The sequence below is a fragment of the Paenibacillus polymyxa M1 genome, assembly GCF_000237325.1.
Taxonomy (GTDB): domain Bacteria; phylum Bacillota; class Bacilli; order Paenibacillales; family Paenibacillaceae; genus Paenibacillus; species Paenibacillus polymyxa_C.
The window spans coordinates 2,359,196-2,377,724 of the sequence record NC_017542.1 but is presented as its reverse complement, the minus strand read 5'-3'; the positions used below and the strand labels follow the sequence as shown (position 1 = coordinate 2,377,724).

At 45.5% G+C, this 18,529-nt stretch carries 16 protein-coding genes; 4 read left to right on the top strand and 12 right to left on the bottom strand.

Annotated features, from left to right (window positions below; translation table 11 throughout):
* Positions 1 to 126 precede the first annotated feature (126 nt).
* Positions 127 to 993, top strand: coding sequence for a LysR family transcriptional regulator (locus PPM_RS10850; RefSeq protein WP_013370887.1), 867 nt, complete (start codon positions 127 to 129; stop codon positions 991 to 993).
* Here PPM_RS10850 and PPM_RS10845 read toward each other — a convergent pair.
* Positions 990 to 2,186 (bottom strand): GTP-binding protein, encoded by a 1,197-nt coding sequence (locus PPM_RS10845; protein WP_013370886.1) that lies wholly within the window; start codon positions 2,184 to 2,186, stop codon positions 990 to 992. The genes PPM_RS10850 and PPM_RS10845 overlap by 4 nt on opposite strands.
* 185 nt (positions 2,187 to 2,371) lie before the next feature.
* On the opposite strand from PPM_RS10845, the gene PPM_RS10840 reads away from it, so the two are divergent.
* Positions 2,372 to 3,352 (top strand): multidrug resistance efflux transporter family protein, encoded by a 981-nt coding sequence (locus tag PPM_RS10840; protein WP_013370885.1) that lies wholly within the window; start codon positions 2,372 to 2,374, stop codon positions 3,350 to 3,352.
* Between the two features lie 77 nt (positions 3,353 to 3,429).
* Here PPM_RS10840 and PPM_RS10835 read toward each other — a convergent pair whose 3' ends face one another.
* Entirely contained in the window at positions 3,430 to 4,404 is a 975-nt protein-coding gene (locus PPM_RS10835) for an aldo/keto reductase (protein WP_013370884.1), read from the bottom strand.
* Positions 4,386 to 4,538: a hypothetical protein gene (locus tag PPM_RS29205; protein WP_013370883.1), complete on the bottom strand. Its 153-nt coding sequence runs from the start codon at positions 4,536 to 4,538 to the stop codon at positions 4,386 to 4,388. The genes PPM_RS10835 and PPM_RS29205 overlap by 19 nt, the downstream gene beginning before the upstream one ends.
* Between PPM_RS29205 and PPM_RS29515 the strand changes: the two genes are divergently transcribed.
* Complete coding sequence (locus PPM_RS29515) at positions 4,537 to 4,716, top strand: hypothetical protein (protein ID WP_043885938.1); 180 nt, start codon at positions 4,537 to 4,539, stop codon at positions 4,714 to 4,716. The genes PPM_RS29205 and PPM_RS29515 overlap by 2 nt on opposite strands.
* An 87-nt stretch (positions 4,717 to 4,803) precedes the next feature.
* On the opposite strand, the gene PPM_RS10825 is transcribed toward PPM_RS29515, so the two are convergent.
* The 6 genes from PPM_RS10825 to PPM_RS10800 all read right to left on the bottom strand — a co-directional run bounded on the left by PPM_RS10825 (position 4,804) and on the right by PPM_RS10800 (position 14,323).
* The gene (locus tag PPM_RS10825) at positions 4,804 to 7,479 is read right to left on the bottom strand and encodes a YhgE/Pip domain-containing protein (protein ID WP_013370882.1); all 2,676 of its coding nucleotides are present in this window, start codon (positions 7,477 to 7,479) and stop codon (positions 4,804 to 4,806) included.
* Between the two features lie 158 nt (positions 7,480 to 7,637).
* A complete protein-coding gene (locus PPM_RS10820) occupies positions 7,638 to 8,654 on the bottom strand; it encodes a hypothetical protein (RefSeq protein WP_013370881.1) in 1,017 nt (338 codons plus the stop codon).
* A gap of 154 nt (positions 8,655 to 8,808) precedes the next feature.
* Positions 8,809 to 9,417, bottom strand: a complete 609-nt coding sequence (locus PPM_RS10815; RefSeq protein ID WP_013370880.1) for a DUF2062 domain-containing protein — start codon at positions 9,415 to 9,417, stop codon at positions 8,809 to 8,811.
* A gap of 133 nt (positions 9,418 to 9,550) precedes the next feature.
* Positions 9,551 to 12,004: a glycogen/starch/alpha-glucan phosphorylase gene (locus tag PPM_RS10810; protein WP_013370879.1), complete on the bottom strand. Its 2,454-nt coding sequence runs from the start codon at positions 12,002 to 12,004 to the stop codon at positions 9,551 to 9,553.
* A gap of 46 nt (positions 12,005 to 12,050) precedes the next feature.
* A complete protein-coding gene (glgD, locus tag PPM_RS10805; protein ID WP_013370878.1) occupies positions 12,051 to 13,154 on the bottom strand; it encodes a glucose-1-phosphate adenylyltransferase subunit GlgD in 1,104 nt (367 codons plus the stop codon).
* A gap of 23 nt (positions 13,155 to 13,177) precedes the next feature.
* A complete protein-coding gene (locus PPM_RS10800; protein WP_013370877.1) occupies positions 13,178 to 14,323 on the bottom strand; it encodes a glucose-1-phosphate adenylyltransferase in 1,146 nt (381 codons plus the stop codon).
* A 255-nt stretch (positions 14,324 to 14,578) separates the two neighbouring features.
* Here PPM_RS10800 and PPM_RS29620 point away from each other — a divergent pair, with 255 nt between their 5' ends.
* Entirely contained in the window at positions 14,579 to 14,716 is a 138-nt protein-coding gene (locus PPM_RS29620) for a hypothetical protein (RefSeq protein WP_013370876.1), read from the top strand.
* 129 nt (positions 14,717 to 14,845) lie between these two features.
* On the opposite strand, the gene PPM_RS10795 is transcribed toward PPM_RS29620, so the two are convergent.
* The 3 genes from PPM_RS10795 to PPM_RS10785 form a co-directional block, all read right to left on the bottom strand.
* On the bottom strand, positions 14,846 to 15,658 hold the full coding sequence (locus tag PPM_RS10795) for a DUF3891 family protein (protein ID WP_013370875.1): 813 nt from the start codon (positions 15,656 to 15,658) through the stop codon (positions 14,846 to 14,848).
* Between the two features lie 130 nt (positions 15,659 to 15,788).
* Positions 15,789 to 16,589, bottom strand: coding sequence for a response regulator transcription factor (locus tag PPM_RS10790; protein ID WP_013370874.1), 801 nt, complete (start codon positions 16,587 to 16,589; stop codon positions 15,789 to 15,791).
* The gene (locus PPM_RS10785) at positions 16,561 to 18,522 is read right to left on the bottom strand and encodes a sensor histidine kinase (RefSeq protein WP_013370873.1); all 1,962 of its coding nucleotides are present in this window, start codon (positions 18,520 to 18,522) and stop codon (positions 16,561 to 16,563) included. Before PPM_RS10785 ends, PPM_RS10790 begins: the two co-directional genes overlap by 29 nt.
* Positions 18,523 to 18,529: the final 7 nt, after the last annotated feature.

Below are 18,529 nucleotides of genomic sequence, written 5' to 3'. Positions count from 1 at the left end.
ACCTCCCAGAAATGAATGGTTAATCGGCATTTTCTCAAGTTCGATTATAACTACAAAGCTGAGATAAAAAAAATGAATATATATGATACTATGTATGAATATATTTCATTCTATGTTGGAGGACACATGAATTTGTTTAAATATAAGGTCTTTCTTAGCGTAATAGAAGCAGGAAGCTTTACCAAAGCAGGAGCACTTCTCAATCTTACACAATCCGCTATTAGCCATGCCGTTTCTGCTTTGGAGCATGAATTGGGCCTAACTCTTTTAATTAGAGGACGTTCAGGCATCCAATTGACTAGCAACGGAGAACGTCTGATGAAGCATTTCAGAGAAATCATCCAAATGAATGAAAAGCTGTATCAAGAGGTCGCCCTCATCAAAGGACTGGAGACCGGAACTGTAAAGATAGGTACATTCTCAAGTGTATCCATCCATTGGTTGCCTGGGATCATCCAAAAGTTTAACGAGCAGTTCCCACTTATTGAACTAAAATTGCTCGACGGGAACTACCATGACATAGAGCATTGGATAGCTAGCGGAGAAGCTGATTTTGGCTTCGTTAATCTGCCTACTCTCGATGGACTGGAAGTATTACCGTTAAAAAAAGAAAGAATGCTGTGCGTACTTCCGTCTAATCATGTGCTTCGGGAGCAGACAAGCATACGTGTGGATCAGCTTCTCAATGAACCCTTCATTATGCCGGCTTCAGGCTGTGATACAGATGTACAGAGAATTTTTTCCCAGCACAAGCTTGTTCCGAAAATCAAATATGAATTAGAAGATGATCATGCCATTATGGCTATGGTGCAAAATGGCCTGGGCGTAAGTATCCTTCCCGAAATGATTTTAGTCCAAAACCCTTATGACATTTGTATTCGGCCCTTGGATGGACGATATTCCCGTTCCGTCGGTATCGCTACTGTCTCCTTAAAGAACATGGCTCCAGCCGCCAAAAAGTGTATGGACTTTATTACTGAATGGATCAACTAGCTTCTTCCTGTTGGCCAAGGCAACGGATTCTCAAAGCTGGACCAGTCCATATCCATTTCGCTATCGTTCAGCAGACATTCATCTAGCTCTTCTTCCAAGTTCAGCCGATTCATTCCGATACCGATCATAACGATTTCGTTCATGCGGTCGCCCCACTGCTCCTCCCAATGATCCAGAACCTCAGGGTTGGCCGCAATGATTTCCTGCCGTTCTTCTTCTGGCAACGCCGCAAGCCAACTTCCCGCTGGACCAAATTGAATAGATGGCCCTGCCTGGCTGATGCTCGCCGCCCAATCCTGAGGGGCTGCAATCCAGACCAAGCCTTTGGCGCGAACGATTTCCTCCGGCCAGTAGCTCGTAAATTCTGCCAATCTTGCAGGATGAAACGGTCTTCTACGCCGATAAACAAAAGAGTTGATTCCATATTCGTCCGTCTCCGGTGTGTGGCTTTCCAGCTCCAGCTCGCGAATCCATCCAGCGGATTGACTAGCTTTGTCAAAGTTGAACAGCCCGGTATTTAAAATGTCCGAAGGCGCGACCTTTCCCTTGGAAGTGCGAATGATTCGTGCTTCAGGTTGCAATCTCCGCAGCACACCCTCCAGCTTGTCCAGCTCTGCGGGCTGAACCAGATCGCACTTATTCAGAATCAATACGTCACAAGTTTCAATCTGGTCAATTAGCAAGTCCGAGATATCACGTGTGTCATCTTCTCCAGTAGCCTGCTTACGATCCAGCAGCGTTTCTCCTGATTCAAAGTCATGCCAGAAACGGTTCGCATCCACTACAGTCACCATACAATCCAGTTTTGCCAGCGAAGCTAAATTAATGCCCGTTCCTTCATCGGCGTAGGTAAAGGTTTGAGCGATGGGGACGGGTTCACTGATGCCCGTAGATTCAATTAATATATAATCAAACTCGCCTTGTTCCGCTAGCTTCTTGACCTCAAGCAATAAATCTTCACGTAATGTACAGCAAATACAACCATTAGACAACTCGACCAGTTTTTCTTCTGTTCTGGACAAGCCGCCCTCTTTTTTAACCAGCTCGGCATCTATATTTACTTCACTCATGTCATTGACAATGACTGCTACTTTCATTCCGTCTCGATTGTTTAAAACATGATTCAAAATCGTCGTTTTTCCTGCACCCAAATACCCGCTCAACACGGTTACCGGGATTGGTTTCTTATTCATTGCTGGTTCACTCCCCTTAATATTAGCTTATTATCAACCATTAATCGTAATAATTACTATTAAATCAGCATTCAGAAATATACAGCATTCCTTTTGCTTTGTCAACTGTAAAGAAACTCTTGAAATGAATGATCTAAAGTAATTAATATGAGAAATAACGATACTTAAAGAATTAGGAGAATGCTATGCGCTCAATCTGGTTAGGTGTGTTAGCGGCTTTCTTTTTTGCTTTTACATTTGTTCTCAACCGGTCCATGGAGCTATCTGGGGGGAACTGGATCTGGAGTGCTTCATTACGCTATCTGTTTATGGTTCCTATGCTGTTCGTCATTGTAATGGCCCAACATAAGCTCAAGCCTCTTTGGAAAGTCATGAAGGAACAACCGGGAATGTGGCTGTGGTGGAGCTTCATTGGATTTGGTTTATTTTATGCTCCGTTATGCTTCGCATCCGCATATTCACCGGGGTGGTTGATTGCAGGGACTTGGCAAATAACCATTATTTCCGGTTCTTTGCTTGTTCCTTTATTTGCTGAGGTTGTCCAAACGGAGAACGGCCCTGTCAAAGTACGAGGAAAAATACCGATCCAAGGATTGTTGATGTCTCTGATTATTTTAATCGGAATTATTGTGATGCAGGTCGAACAGTCGCAATCTATTTCTACTCAAGATTTTTTATTCGGTATATTGCCTGTCATACTGGCTTCTTTCGCCTATCCTTTAGGTAATCGCAAAATGATGGAAGTCTGTGCAGGGCGGTTAGATGCCTATCAACGTGTGCTCGGAATGACTATAGCCAGCCTGCCTTTTTGGTTATTGCTTTCATTATATGGAGTTTTCAGCGCAGGAATGCCAAGCAAGGATCAGACCATACAGTCTGCTTTGGTGGCCGTGTTCTCAGGGGTAATTGCTACGGTTTTATTTTTTAAGGCTACAGATCAGGTACATGGAAATATGCAAAAGCTGGCCACAGTAGAAGCAACACAATCGCTGGAAGTGCTTTTTGCACTAATGGGGGAATTAATCTTTTTGTCTATCCCCCTCCCTTCTGCTTGGTCATGGATGGGTATGTTCATTGTCATCCTTGGCATGAGTCTGCATAGCTATGTATCACATCAAAAGACGAGTGTTCAACAAATACTAACTAAAAAGGCAGATTCCGTTTAGTGCATATTGGGCAGCAGATCATAGAAAAGAAGATGCTTCTGATCTGCTGCTTTTTGCCGATTTACTGTCAATCAATATTACCAAGCGTAGGCTTCTGGTGCAGGTTTTCCCGGACCCGGGAAAATCTCATCCAGCTTAGCAAGCACATCTTCACTTAATTTAACCTCAGGTACCCGCAGAGCATCCTCTAACTGTTCTAATGTCCGTGGTCCGATAATTGGAGCCGTCACGGCCGGATGAGATAGCACCCAAGCCAGGGCAATCACGTCTTCCTTTTCACCCAGCTCGCGAGATAACGCCGCAAATTGCTCCAGCTTCGCACGATTCTGCTCTACCTTCTCCTTGGCACGTGCGCTGCGGGAACCTGTACCTGCTAACGCATTGCGTCCCAGCAGTCCGCCCGCCAACGGGCTCCATGGAATTACACCCAGACCCAGCTCTTGAGCTGCCGGTAATACTTCAAGCTCAGCCGAACGTTCGTTCAGGTTGTACAGATGCTGCTCCGATACCAGACCCAGAAAACGACGTGCCTTCGCTTCGGCCTGAGCCACCGCAATATGCCAGCCTGCAAAATTACTGGAACCGATATAACCAACTTGTCCACGATCCACCACGGACTCGAATGCACCCCACAATTCATCCCATGACACATTGCGGTCAATGTGATGCATTTGATATAGCTCTACATGATCGGTTTGCAGACGTTTCAGCGACGCATCCAAATGACGGCGAATTTTGTAGGCAGACAAGCCTGATCCTGCATTGGGTCCGTCATTTTCATTTTTCATGTCCCCGTAAACCTTGGTCGCCAATACGACCTTTTCGCGTCTTCCACCGCCTTGCTGGAACCATCGTCCGATAATTTCTTCCGTCCAGCCTTTACGGTCATGGCCATATACATTAGCCGTATCAAAGAAGTTAATGCCCGCATCCAGCGCGGCATCCATAATTTTAAAAGCATCCTTTTCTTCAGTTTCCGGTCCGAAATTCATTGTGCCCAGACATAACCGACTAACCTTCAAGCCTGACTTTCCTAAGTATGAATACTCCATACTGTTTCCCGCCTTTGCTTAAGGATTTTTAATACCGTAAAAATTGCATAAATAAAGACCATACCCACTTCATTCACCAGAATAACCCCCCTTTGAAACACCCCAAAATGCATTTTAAAAGGTGGATAGCGCATGCAAAAAAGCCTCCGCACCATGCCGAAGCATTACATGCGGAGGCCCTCCTCATACTACCCACCGAATGTTAAAAGAAGTGACTTTAAGGTGGTTACCAGCGGAGCGGTGGATTTGAATCTGGAGAAGCAGAACGTTCGCCTTTGCCACGGGATTCTTACCTTTTCCTTTCCAATCTAAAGAATCCCGTGGCAACACCGATCGTAAGATCAAATCCTTCGCGGAGCCGCTCACCTCAACCACCGTAACTCACTCTTTTTTCAACAATCAAGGAATTAATTTCGTTTCTTTCGCTCGCTCAGCCATTTTCTTCGTATGTTTGCTGAGCGGCTTCTTAAGCACCAATCCAAACAAGAAGCAAATTCCGATAAACACAAACAGCATCACTACATCTCGTGTTACCGTTGAAGGCAACATCCCTCCTACCGTTTCCCGCAACAGACTAACCGCATAGGTGAACGGTACGAACGGATTCAGGGTCTGAAAGAAAGCTGTACTCGTCGCAATGGGAAATGTCCCCCCTGAACTGGAGAATTGGAGCACCAGCAGGATGACTGCGAGACCCTTGCCGATATTGCCGAACACTGAAACCAAGGTATAGGTCATGGCCGTAAACACCAGACTGATCAGCATAGAGGACAGTACAAATGCTACTTTGGCATCCACATATGTTCCCAGCAGAAACAAATCACCGAGAGATACACTTAGCGCCTGAAAAATACCAATTGTGGAGAAGGTCATTAGCCGTCCGAAATACACCTGGTAGCTTTTATATTGACCTTCCGGGTCATCCACATCTACCCTAAACATGGAGACTAGCAGCATCGCACCTACCCAAATCGATAATGTAGTATAAAAAGGTGACATCGCAGAGCCGTAGTTAGGAATCGGGTATATCCGCTCCTGCTTCAGCGATACCGGGCTACCGAGGAAATCACTTTCCTTTTTCACATCTCCCTTAAGCAACGCAATCGCTCTTCCGAGTGCATTTTCACCCTTAAGCTTGCGGATCGTGTCTGCTGCCTGACGTATGGAATCCTCGGCAGCAGGAAGATCGGTTCTGACAAAATTGGCTACCTGATGTACCGCTTTTTCAGCTTCAGGAAATTTGTTTTCAATCAAGTCCGCCATCTTAATAAACTGTTGTTCCGCCTTCGGCAAATCATTACGTACAAAGTTTGCCGCCTGATGAATTTTACTTTTAACCGTTGGCAAATCGTGCTTCACGAAGTCTGCCGCTTTGTTCACAGCATTCGTAAACTTGCCCATGCGTCCCTGAATCGTCGTAGCGGCTTCATGCAGTTTTTGACGATATTGTGGCAAGTCCTGCTGGAGACGTGTTAGCTCTTGCTGCCCGAATTCGGCAGCGGCCTGTGCGTCATTTAGTAGCTTTTCAATATTCGGGAGCTGCTCTTGAGCAGTGGTCAACACATTGGCAGAATTGCGGGCAACGGATTTGATTTGATCCAGCGCCTTTTGAATGGCAGGTGCATATTCCGTATCATAATTGTCCAAAATGCTGTCAATTCCGCTACTGATTTCTCCTGCAAGGCGGTCAGCATCATCCAGCAGATTTTGGGCTGGTTTCTCACCGCGCTGAATAGCATCCCCAATGCTAGTAACCGTGCTATTCAATCGGCGAAAGCGATCCTCTACCCCGCTTATCCGGGAAATAAGTGAATCCAGTGGCTGGCTAGGCAAATACCCATTCACACGGTTCAGCAATTGAGAAATATGATCCAACACACCTACAGCAGTCGTGAGCCTGCCGCTAATCCGATTCGCTGCAGCTTGTGCTGCTTTGGGATCAAAATCCACACCACGAATGATGCCTGTAATCTGTGAAACTTCATTCGCAATTTGTTGCACCAGCTGTAAATCTTCTTTTACTACGGTTCCGATCGAATCAAGCGCACCCTCGTTTTTATCCAGAAAGTCAAGAATACCAGTTGTAAAATCCTTGCCTGTATCGGCTATTTTTTGTACTTCCGGCAGTGCTGTCCGGGCAGCATTAATGACCTTAAGGGCCGTTTGCGTGTCCTCCAAGGCGGTGGCCAGTGCGCTTTCTACCTTACTGAAATTCTGATCCAGTTCAACAATTCGATCACCGGCTTTTTGAATATCAGGCAGTCTTTTTTGGATATCCAAAATGACTGCGGCCACCTTGTCCAGCTCAGGCAAGTTTTTATCTATTTTAAGCACCAGGTCGCCCGCGCGATTGATTTCAGGTATTTTTTCCTTCAATGCAATGATTTTTTGTCCTTGAGCCTTAATTTTCGGTAAATTCTGCTCCAGCTCCAATGCCTGCTTACCCAATCGATCGATATCAGGCAATCGATTATTTAGCTCCAGCACCCGATTTTCAATGTTGCGAATTGTCGGAAGCTCCTCTTCCAGCTTGACTCCGGCTTCCTTCAATTTCGTCAAAACTGCTTGGCTAGCCGTTTCAATAAAGTTTTGACTAATTTGGTTTGTCAGAGAGGTTGCCCCTGAGGAGGTAATTTTCGGAGCTACTGCATTGATTTTTTCATTCACAGCATAATCAATTTCCGGCTTTTGCGGATTTTCCGTCAACACACTTGTAATTTTCTCTGAAAAATCCTTCGGAATCAGTAGGCTGGCATAATAATCACCGTTCAGTACCCCTTTTCGTGCTTCTGCTTCATTAACAAAAGTCCAACCCAGCTTCTTGTTATTTTGAAGGTTATGTATAACCTCGTCACCGATATTAATCTTTTTACCATTCACCTCAGCACCCTGATCTTGGCTGGTTACTGCAATTTTAATACCAGATGTATTCGCATATGGGTCCCACATTGCTTTCAAATTCACCCATGCATAGACAGAAGGCAAAAGAATGATGCCAATGACTAATAAAGTCCCGGTCGATACTTTGAAAACATTTCTCCAGTCTGTTAAGTAGATTTGCCATATCTTCCGCAACTTCACCACTCCTCATATGTACATTAACCTTTCGTCCAGTGTTGTATGCACACGTATTGTAAACGATTTGAGCGGCAGAAGCGAATATTATAAAAATGATTGCTAAAAAGCGTACGACTCTTTTACAGATCATACGCTTTTTATGAAATCCCTTTTACTTAATTTCTAATTCCATTTGCAGGTATAGCTTCCAGTGAGTAGAATACGCCCTTTTTATTGATTTTCCCCACAACGGTAGCTGCACCTTTTTTCAAGAATGTATATTCGTTTTTCTTTATTTGCACAATATATCCCTTCAGATTAATTCCAAAAAAGGATTGTACTTTCGACTTGGCGGCTGAAAGTGCCTGATTTTTGCTGAGCTTGGGCTTGGCAAATGCTTTGGCAAAATCCTTATCTCCATCCCAGTCCTTGCCATACTCATTTTTTACAGCCCATACTTTACCGGTTTTCACGCCGATCTGCACGCTGTTTATATCATCCTCATCCCTGAAGTGCCAGACGGTATCGTTCTTCTCCTGCTGACGAAGCGTATATTCAAACGGTTTGGTTGTAGGAATGCCCAGTGTTTTTAGCGAACGGTTCGCTTTGTTGGTCAGGGCAGCTTTAACGTCTTTGAGTGAATACAAAAAACTGGCCGTTATTTTATTTCCTTGATCAAGGTGAATATAAATGCTTTGGTTTTTCCCCCATAGCACCCAGTAATTTTTGAATCCTCCTTCGTCAATCGGGGAATATACACGCCAGATGGCCTCTATTTTGAAAACTTTATCGGTATCGAATGTTTTCAGGAATGACGCAACTTTACTGCGCAAATTAGGGGGCATCACCTTATCCATATCAGCGGCCTTATAAATGATGCTGGTGGACTGCACGATTCCTTTCTTGGAATCATAATTTTGGATGAAATCTGCATTTGCTGTCCCTTTCAAGGTACCGTAAACCGTCCATGCGTCAGTGTCCGCACTTGTAAACTCTATCGTTTGTTTCCCTGCTAATGTGTTTAGGACATCCGTCAGACGCTTAGTGGCGGTCGGGTCCAGGTTAACAGAAGTTTGTGCATTTGAAGCTGTGGTTGTGGCAGCAGCGGGTTGCTGTGCCATTACAACTGGAGCCGTTCCCAACAGGATTGAGAGTGCTGCGACTGTAGCTGTGATAGAATTCCATTTGTTCATTTCGTCGATTCCTCCTGTGTCTATAAATACTCATAGGATACAAGTACACATAATCCTTAGACGTGCCACAAAAGTAAAAAGTTGCATAAATCCAAAAGAAGAAGCCCCTTAGGCCTACAAGATAGGCTTAAGGAGCTTCTTCTTTTGCATTAAATTATCCATTCTTCAGCAATCGGGTAGGCGAAAATCCTGCGCCATGACGCAGCTTCCGTTTTTCCAACCGTTTGTGCAGCGAACGGTTATACAAAACCTGAATGACAAAATACGAAATTATACCCAGCACGATACCGAAAATGGACATGCCGATCAGGATGTGGAGACCTCCGTGCAGTAGGTCTCTGAATACAGACCAGTTGCCGTGAAAAAGCTCCATAAAAGAATGCTCGTGAAGTCGACCGCCCCTGACATGCACCGGATAATGTGATGGATAAATCCAAGCTCCCAGTTGCTTGGCGAATGGCATCAGTACAATCGGCAAAAAGGTCAGCTTGCCTACAACGTTTCCCACAATGGCCGCAGGCAGCGAACCACCAGACAACCGAACAATCGGATAAAACACGAGGTATACCAGAGAAGCCGTGGAAATCACGATCATTTCCAGACCAAAGCCAATGGCGAAGCCCAAAGAGATCTTTTTAACTCCTCCAGGGGCGCGCAACAGCTTGATAAAATTCAGACGAATTGCCCGCCATATATTTTGAAACACGTTGTATTTCTTCTTTGATTTATGAGGTTTGAGCCTTTTCGGATTGAACTTTATCAATAGGAGGACTCCTTCAACAGTACGTATTCAAGTTCAGGAATGAGGTCGAACAACTCCCATCCTTACTTAGTCTATACTGTCATTATAACCCTCAGCGTTCGAAAAGCAATGCTATTCCGCCTGTTTCGCTATTTTAGAACACAATTCGCTTATTGACATCGCTCGATAAAGGTACAAGGTCCCAAATCTCTGTCGCGTATTGCTGGATTGTACAATCACTGGAGAATTTTCCAGAATGAGCGATATTTACAATAGCACGTCGTGTCCACTCCGAGGGATTCCGGTACACCTGCTCAATATGAGCCTGCGCATCTACATAAGCGGCAAAATCTTTAAGCACAAAGTATTCATCATTATGATCAATCAGGGATTGATAAATGGCCTCAAATTCCCGTTCATGCCGCGTAAAAGGAGCATCATTCACCAGTTGATCCAGCACTTCACGCAATCTTTCATCACTGTTGGCTGTTTTGCGTGCCGAATACTGTCCATTCTGATAATAGTCCTCAATCTGATCTACCTTCAATCCAAAAATGAACATGTTGGCATCGCCTACCATTTCGTGCATTTCAACATTAGCACCGTCTAATGTGCCCAGAGTCAGTGCGCCGTTCATCATAAATTTCATGTTGCCTGTACCTGATGCTTCCTTGCCTGCCGTAGAAATCTGTTCACTGACATCCGCCGCAGGAATAATCAGCTCCGCCAACGAGACCGAATAATTTTCAAGAAAAACGACTTTCAGCTTGTCCTTGACATCTATATCCCGATTGATGGTGTCTGCCACATTGTTAATGAGCTTAATCGTCTGTTTGGCGAGAAAATAACCGGGGGCTGCTTTCGCACCAAAAATGAATGTGCGTGGCGTTGCATCCAGTGCAGGATTAGTTTTGAGCTGGTTGTATAGATGCATCACATGCAAAATATTGAGCAGTTGTCGCTTATATCCGTGCAACCTTTTGACCTGCACATCAAAAATGGAGGATGTATCCAGTCGAACACCCTGTTTTGCAAATACATGCTCAGCAAGCCTGATCTTATTATTTTGCTTAATCGCCTGAATTCGTTTTTGGAACGCCTCATCCTCACTGTAACGAAGCAGGTCGATGAGCTCACGTGGATGGGTTCTCCAGCGTACACCGAGCGTCTCATCACACAAGCTTGCCAGCTCCGGGTTGGCGTGCATCAGCCAACGGCGATGGGCAATCCCATTTGTTTTATTATTAAACCGGTCAGGATATAGTTCATGAAATGATTTCATCTCTCGTTCCTTCAAAATTTTCGTATGCAATGCAGCCACTCCGTTAACGCTATAACTGCCGACGATAGCCAAATGAGCCATGCGAATTTGTTCACCGTGAATAATCGCCATTTCGCCAATTTTGATATCCTGACCCGGATAACGCTCTAATAGCATAGCGCAATAACGTTTGTTCATTTCTTCAATGATCAAGTAAATCCGAGGAAGCAGTTCTCTCACCATGTTGACGGGCCATTGTTCCAGCGCCTCACTTAATATCGTATGATTCGTATATGAAATGGCCCGTGTCGTAATATCCCACGCTTCATCCCACCCCAAGCCTTTCACATCCATCAAAATACGCATCAGTTCCGGTATAACCAGCGTCGGATGGGTATCGTTAATGTGCAGTGCTATTTTATCGGGCAACTGGCTGTAAGGTAAACGAAGCTTCTCAAACGTACGCAAAATACTCTGTAATCCAGCCGAGCAGAGGAAATACTGCTGCTTCAAGCGAAGCAGCTTGCCCTCATAATTGGAATCATCCGGATAGAGAAAGGCCGAGATGGATTCTACTGATCGATTGTAGTCGAGAAAGCGGTAATAACCGCCCTCTCCTCGAATTGGTCCTCGAACGGGATCAAGCGCGGATTCCGCACTCCAAATCCGCAGCGTGTTTACCTGCGCATGACCATAGCCGACCAGCGGAATATCGTAAGGGACAGCCCAGACTGTTTCGGCATCCCGTGTCTCGAACACAAGACGTCCATCTTGTTCACGGGTTTCCACGCGTCCCCAAAAATGAACCTCGACCTTTTTGTCAGGACGGCGTTCCTCCCATACATTCCCTTTCTGTAGCCAGTAATCCGGTAGTTCGACCTGATTTCCGTCCACAATACGCTGCTCAAACAGACCATATTTATATCGAATTCCGCAGCCATGTCCTGCATAGCCAAGGGATGCTAATGAGTCCATGAAACAAGCCGCCAGACGGCCAAGACCACCATTGCCTAGCCCAGCATCCGCTTCCTGTGCTTCAATTTCCTCCAGATCCCAGCCCAATTCCCCTAATGCCTGTCGAACCATATCCAATACGCCCAAATTCAGTAGATTATTGCCCAATAGACGACCTATTAAAAATTCCAGTGAAAAATAATAAACCTGCTTCTCTTGTCCTTCTTTGTAGGCTTGGTTTGTTTCGGCCCAATTCTTGCCGACTTGTTCACGAATCATGCCACCCAAAACCTTATATACGTCTTCCGACTGAGCCTCCTGCATCGATTTACCCAGCCTTCCGACCAGTTGCTCTCGAAAAGCCTGCTTAAATGCTTCTTTATTGCTGAACAAAGTTGTACCTCCTGTTAATTCCGTTTTTATGGCTAAGTATGATCTATTAAATCACGCTATTCTTGGCAATCACATAGGGAACTCTAATGTCGCCAATCAGAGTTCGATCCGGTGAAAGCTGCACGTCCTTATCCAAAACCACATTCTGCACAACTGCCCCTTTACGGATGACGCATTTTTGCATAATAATCGAGTTGCTTACCCGCGCGCCCTCCTCTACCCGCACGCCACGAAAAAGAATGCTGTTCTCGACCTTTCCCCCAATGGTGCAGCCATTGGCAACAAGGGAATGATCCACCTCGGCGCTGTACGTATAACGAGTCGGGGCTTCATACTTGATTTTGGTATGCACCGGCTGATTCTGGAACAGAGCTTGATATTGCTCCTGATCCAGCAGTTTCATGCTATTTTTATAGTAGCTTTCAATGGAATTAATAACTGCATGATAACCATCATAGCGATACGCGTAGATGCGCAGGCCACTTGGATTTTTCTGAATCGCATCGCGAAAGAAATGACTATCCTGATGAGCAATGCAATGCTTTACCTGATCCAGATACAAGCTTTTGTCCATCACAAACATTTCTAGATAAATATTATGATGATCCTGCTCCTGATGAATACCGGTCACTCGTCCGCTCTCATCAATCTCCAGCCGTACACACGGTGCATGCTCCGTTTCGAGCTGGTGTATGGGTTTGTATACGAGGGTGACATCCGCGTTCTTCTCCAGATGATATCGGTATACATCCTCTATATCAACCTTGTTGATATGCTGAGTTCCTGCATGAACAATGGTTTGCCCTGATGAGCGATGGAAAAAGTCCAGATTGTTGTGCACATGCTGCAAATCCCCACGTGATGTGTCCGTCGGATCGTTCCAGTCCGGTGGCAAAATAAACAACCCGCCTCTTCTGCGGTCTAAATCCCATGGCCGACCTTCACCCAAATGATCCAGCAACGAACGGTATTTGCGGCGGATAAACAGTGCAATATCATGCACCCCTGCATGCATCATATTGGATAAGGTGAAATCAATGAGCCGATATCGACTAGCAAAGGGTACGGCGGCCCCGCACCGAAAATAAGTCAACTCCTTCAATTGATCCAATTCGTGATCCAGGTTGATCACTCCAATGAGTCGGCTCATAGCGGACACCGTCCTTATCCGAGTTATATTCGTGCATGAAGCTGGCTTTCCTGATCGAACAAAATAATCTCATCCAGACTATCTTCAGGTCCAATGACTGCGTTGTCTTCAATAACCATGTTCTCATTTACGATAGCCCGATGAATACGTACATTGCGTCCGATTTTTACATTCGGCATGATGACAGAATCGGTAATAACGCTCCCTTCACCGACTTCAACCCCATAAAACAGTACGGAGTGCCTTACTTCTCCATCCACCATGCAGCCTTCATTTACGATGCTGTTTTTCAGGATCGCCCGTTGGGTTATATACTGGGCAGGCTGATTGGGGCTGCGGGTATAGATGCGCCAGAACGGGTCATTCAGATCTAGCGGCGGGTCCTGAACCAGAAGATCCATATTAGATTCCCACAAGCTCTGAATTGTGCCTACATCCTTCCAATACCCAGCAAACGGGTACGCATACAGCGACCGGCCATGCTGAAGCAATAGCGGAATGATGTCTTTGCCAAAATCGTGTGAAGATTCAGAATCACTTGCGCTTTCCAGTAAGTAGTGACGCAACACATCCCATTTGAATAAATAAATACCCATAGAGGCCAGTGTGCTTTTCGGCTGTTCAGGCTTCTCCTCAAAGTCGTATATTCTCAGGTCCTCATCGGCGTTCAGTATCCCAAATCGTTGGGCCTCCTGAATCGTGACATTGATGACAGAAATGGTGCAATCGGCTCCCTTTTCCTTGTGGTAGTCGAGCATTCGACTATAGTCCATTTTATAAATGTGATCCCCTGACAAAATGAGCACATGCTCCGGGTCATACTGATCTAGGAAATGCAGGTTCCGATAAATCGCATCCGCTGTGCCCCGATACCAGTTGTTTCCATTCTCTTTCTCGTGCGGTGGTAAAACGAAAACTCCTCCATCCAGGCGATCCAAATCCCAGTCGCTGCCTACGCCGATATAGGAATGAAGCACCAACGGCTCATATTGGGTCAATACGCCCACGGTGTCTATTCCCGAATGAGAGCAATTGCTGAGAGGGAAATCAATAATACGATAAGTTCCTCCAAAAAATACTGCTGGTTTGGCCAGTGTGCGGGTCAGTCCTTTGAGTCTTTTGCCTTGTCCGCCGGCGAGCAGCATGGCAACCACTTCCTTCTTTCTCATAACAAAGACCTCCCTGTCATGTGCGTCTGAAGCCATTGTGGCAGGATATTTGATAATATCCATTAAACGTGAAAAGACAGTCGTAATCGTTTCATTACCAAGGGAACGGGTAAGATGTGATGGAAAGGGTAAATCATAGTTATGCGGAACAAGTGCAAGGAATCACTAAATCGTAAAATCCCGTTCATCATTTCACATTTTGGATGCTTTTTAGGCATTAGCGTATGACAACATGATCATAAGGAGGCGTTATTGATGAAGAATAAAAAATGGGTAGTAGCAGCATTGGGAATGGGTGTAACGTATCTGATGAAAAATAAAGGAGCACGCGATAAGGTATTGAATAAGGTACAGACGATGGTCAACCGTGCAAAAACATCTGCAAAATCGTAATCGTTAAATTTTAAAGCAAGAAACACGCGAGCCTCTCTGAATAATTGTTCAGGGAGGCTCTGCTTTGACGCTGCTCTGCAACCACGAACAACGCACAACACATCGGTTCGAGGCTGAATGATTAGACGGTCAAGCATTCTCCTTCTGTTCTTCTACTTCCATGATATGTTCAATGGTAAAGGTTCGATGCGTGCATTCGGAGGAACGGTACGCTTCTAGAAGACCCGAGGTACGAATGTTCTCTTTACTCACCTTCTTGAAGGTATGAGTAATCTCTACATTGCCCTTGAAAGGAAAAAAGGACAAACCTACCGTCTGATCCGATAACCACTCAGCCCGAACCCGTTCGCTTTCATGACGAACAGCCGGGAAGCTCAACCCTTCAGCAAACCATTCATAATCTGCTGTAGGGGTACCCGGCTCTCGGCTGCATAAAAACAGACTTAATTCGTCGCAAAACAACATTCTCCGTACATCCGTCCGCACTTGATGTTCGAAGGTTACGCCGCATGTCAGCTCCTGTCTGAGCCTCTGGCGACGCTGTTCCTCTGCCTCTTGATAAGCATGCGTAATCTGCTTGTCCTGAGCTTTTTCATGCTCGGTCCGTCCGACGAGCTCCTTGTACATCAAGCTGCACAGCAACGCCGCATACGCATTCTCTTGCTCGACTTCATCAATCCCAAGACGATAAAAAACAAAACGCGGACTAAGCGGAAAATCGATAAACGTATAAGGTGCTGACACATAATCATTCCAGAAAGGAGCAGCGTCCAGCCTAATCCATCCCCGGTCATGCTCCCTCGCTGCATATATAAAATCCTGTTTATGGCGTCTATTCTTAAAGGCACTGTCTTCCCACTGTGAAGCCAACTCACCTGAAATATGGGCATGGTCATGCTGCGTCGTCATGATATAAGCTTGATCCGTTTCATAAATAACCATATGCTATCCCCTTCCGTTAGGCGTCTATCTGATATGTGTACAAACTATCGAAGGCCATGGTTATGTTTACCTTCATTCATTATATCAGGATAAGGGTAAAAAGGCAGTGAAGTTTTCTCCATCCTCACTTTCAATTACCCCCTAGATTCTTCAATCGAAACTGCTGCGGAGACATCCCTTCCAGTTCACGGAACACCTTGTTAAAATGCTTGGCATTGTCAAAGCCCACAGTAGCCGCAATTTCATAAATCTTGCCCTCTTGACGCCCCAGCAGCTTTTTGGCTTCTGCAATGCGCAGCCTCTTTAAATATTGAACAAAGCTAAGACCTGTATAGGCTTTGAATGCCTGACTAAAATACGTATAATTCAAGGATACTGAATTGGATACTACCGCCATGTTCAAATCCTCGCTGAAATGAGCATGGATGTACTGGATTGCTCGCGTCATGCTGCCGCTTCTATCAGCAATCGCACTAGCAACGTCCGTTCTGCTAGGCTGTCTATCTATCTCCCCGCTATCAACACGATCGTTTAGTAGAGAGTTCCGTTGCTGCAATTCTTCGTTCAAAACTGCTAGCGCACCGAACAGCTCCTCCCTCACGATCGGCTTCAGCAAATACTCCCGTGCTCCGCAGCGAATCGCTTCACGCGCATATTGGAACTCGTCATATCCACTAAGAATGATCACCAAAGGTCTGTCTCTTGGCTCCAGCTTGCGAATATGCTGCATCAGCATAATTCCATCCATAACCGGCATACGGATATCCGTTATCACCAACTCGGGTGAAAACTCCATTACATGCTGCCAGGCTTCCTTTCCGTCCTTAACCAGCACGCATTCATAGAGACCGGAATATTCCCGTTCGATCATGGCTTGAAGCCCCATTCGAATGTTCTTTTCGTCATCCGCAATCAACAGCTTGGTCGTCATAGTCCTCCCCCCTCGTGATATGACGTCTAGGCAAAATCAGGGTTACTGTCGTCGATTGGCCGGGAATGCTGTCCAGTTTAATGCCATAACCTACGCCATACTGCATACTCAAACGGCGATGCACATTATACAAGCCGATCCCTCCATGCATTCCGGGCTCGTAGGAATCCATATCCGAATGCATCAGACCAGCCATAATGGCATTCTTTCTTTCTTCAGATATCCCCACTCCGTTATCCTGTATACGCAATTCAACGATATCCTGCTTGGAGTAGGCTTCAATGGTGATGAGGAATGGTCTTCGCAATGTACTCCAACCGTGCTTTATTGCATTTTCGACTATAGGCTGCAGCGACATTTTCAGCATTTCCAGTTCCATAAACATTGACGACAGGCGGATGTCCAGCCCAATTTGGTTGTCATGGCGAATGTTCATAATGGCCACATAATGCTGAATATGACGAATTTCATCGCGCAACGCAACACACGGCCGGGACCATTGAAGATTATAGCGCATCATCGAACCCAGGGAAGTGAGAGCATCTGACAGCGGATATTGTCGTTCCATCTCCGCCATCATTTTTAAATTTTCCAATGTATTATATAGAAAATGGGAATCAATCTGATGCTTGAGTCCTTGCAATTCTGCCTCCTGAGCAGCGGCCTGCTTCTGTACAGCCTCAGCAATGAGCACGTTAATCCGACTTAGCAAACTGCGAAAATATAGAGCCAGCTCCGCGACTTCTCCCCGCCCATATACCGGGATTGTAAGCTGAAAGTCGCCCTCCTTCTGTACTCTTTTCATAGATTCACGCAGTGTATGCAGCTGCTTGAGAATAAGAGCATGCAAGGTATAAGAAATGACGGACATTAACAATATCAATATACAAATAATGAGTAGCATGGCATTGCGTTTGTGACGGAGGTCACTCAGCGGACCGTCCAGCGCCACTATATTTAGCAGATAGGCATCCAGCCCTTCTATATAACGGTACAAACCAAGATAAGGCTTATTCCCATAGGTAAAGTCAAAAGCACCACCCTGTCCCTGAACGCGGGACTGTAACAGATGGTGCACATGGGACAGAGGGATCGGAATGGGATCAGGCTGAATGGAAGCTGTAGCTATATCGGTAGAAGACACTAATTTTCCACCGTTTGGAATGGAATCCTCGGCGTTTAGAATGAACATTTGCCATGCATAATCACGTGGTGGGGTACCAAATACTCTAGGCGAAAAGAGCTCTAGCCTCATATTGGTTTCCACCAAACCTGCGTGTCTTCCTCCGCTTGCCTGAATTTCACGCAGCAATGCCATATACTGTACCGCTTCATTTTCCTGCCCTGCTTGCCCCTGCAATAAGCTTTTAGGTCCCTTGTATATATCCCACCATATTCTTCCTTGCTGATGTTGAGCTGTTGTCAGCCAGGAAGTTTTAGGCAGGCGTGATTCATTGAAAATCATGGGCCATATTTCATGGGCCTGGGGATTATTTGTATACAGCCGGATATTCTCAATGTTGGGATTGCTGTAGAGCAAGTGCTGTAAATTGGGAAACACATTTAAGTTAAATTGAACCAGCTCATCGCTGCTTATTTCACGTTCCTCGGTTAGATAATGAAGTACGTTGCGATCTGAAATCGCAAGCTGTGCGGTCCGCTCCATAATTTCCATATTACTGTGAATCTGGGCCAGTTCTGTATCGAGTACATACTGATTTTGTACGGTAATGTCGTGCATGGTGTTCTCGTACAATTGATGAAAGGTATAAAGCGAGAACACTACAACCGGGATTAAAATGACTCCGATATAAGCGACAATGAGCTTGACTTGAAGAGAGCAACCGCCTAGCTGATCGGCCGTATCCGTCAGCCACTGCCATATGTGGCGGCGCAGCAGGCTCTTCATCTGTGAACGTACACGGCCTGACATGAAATCA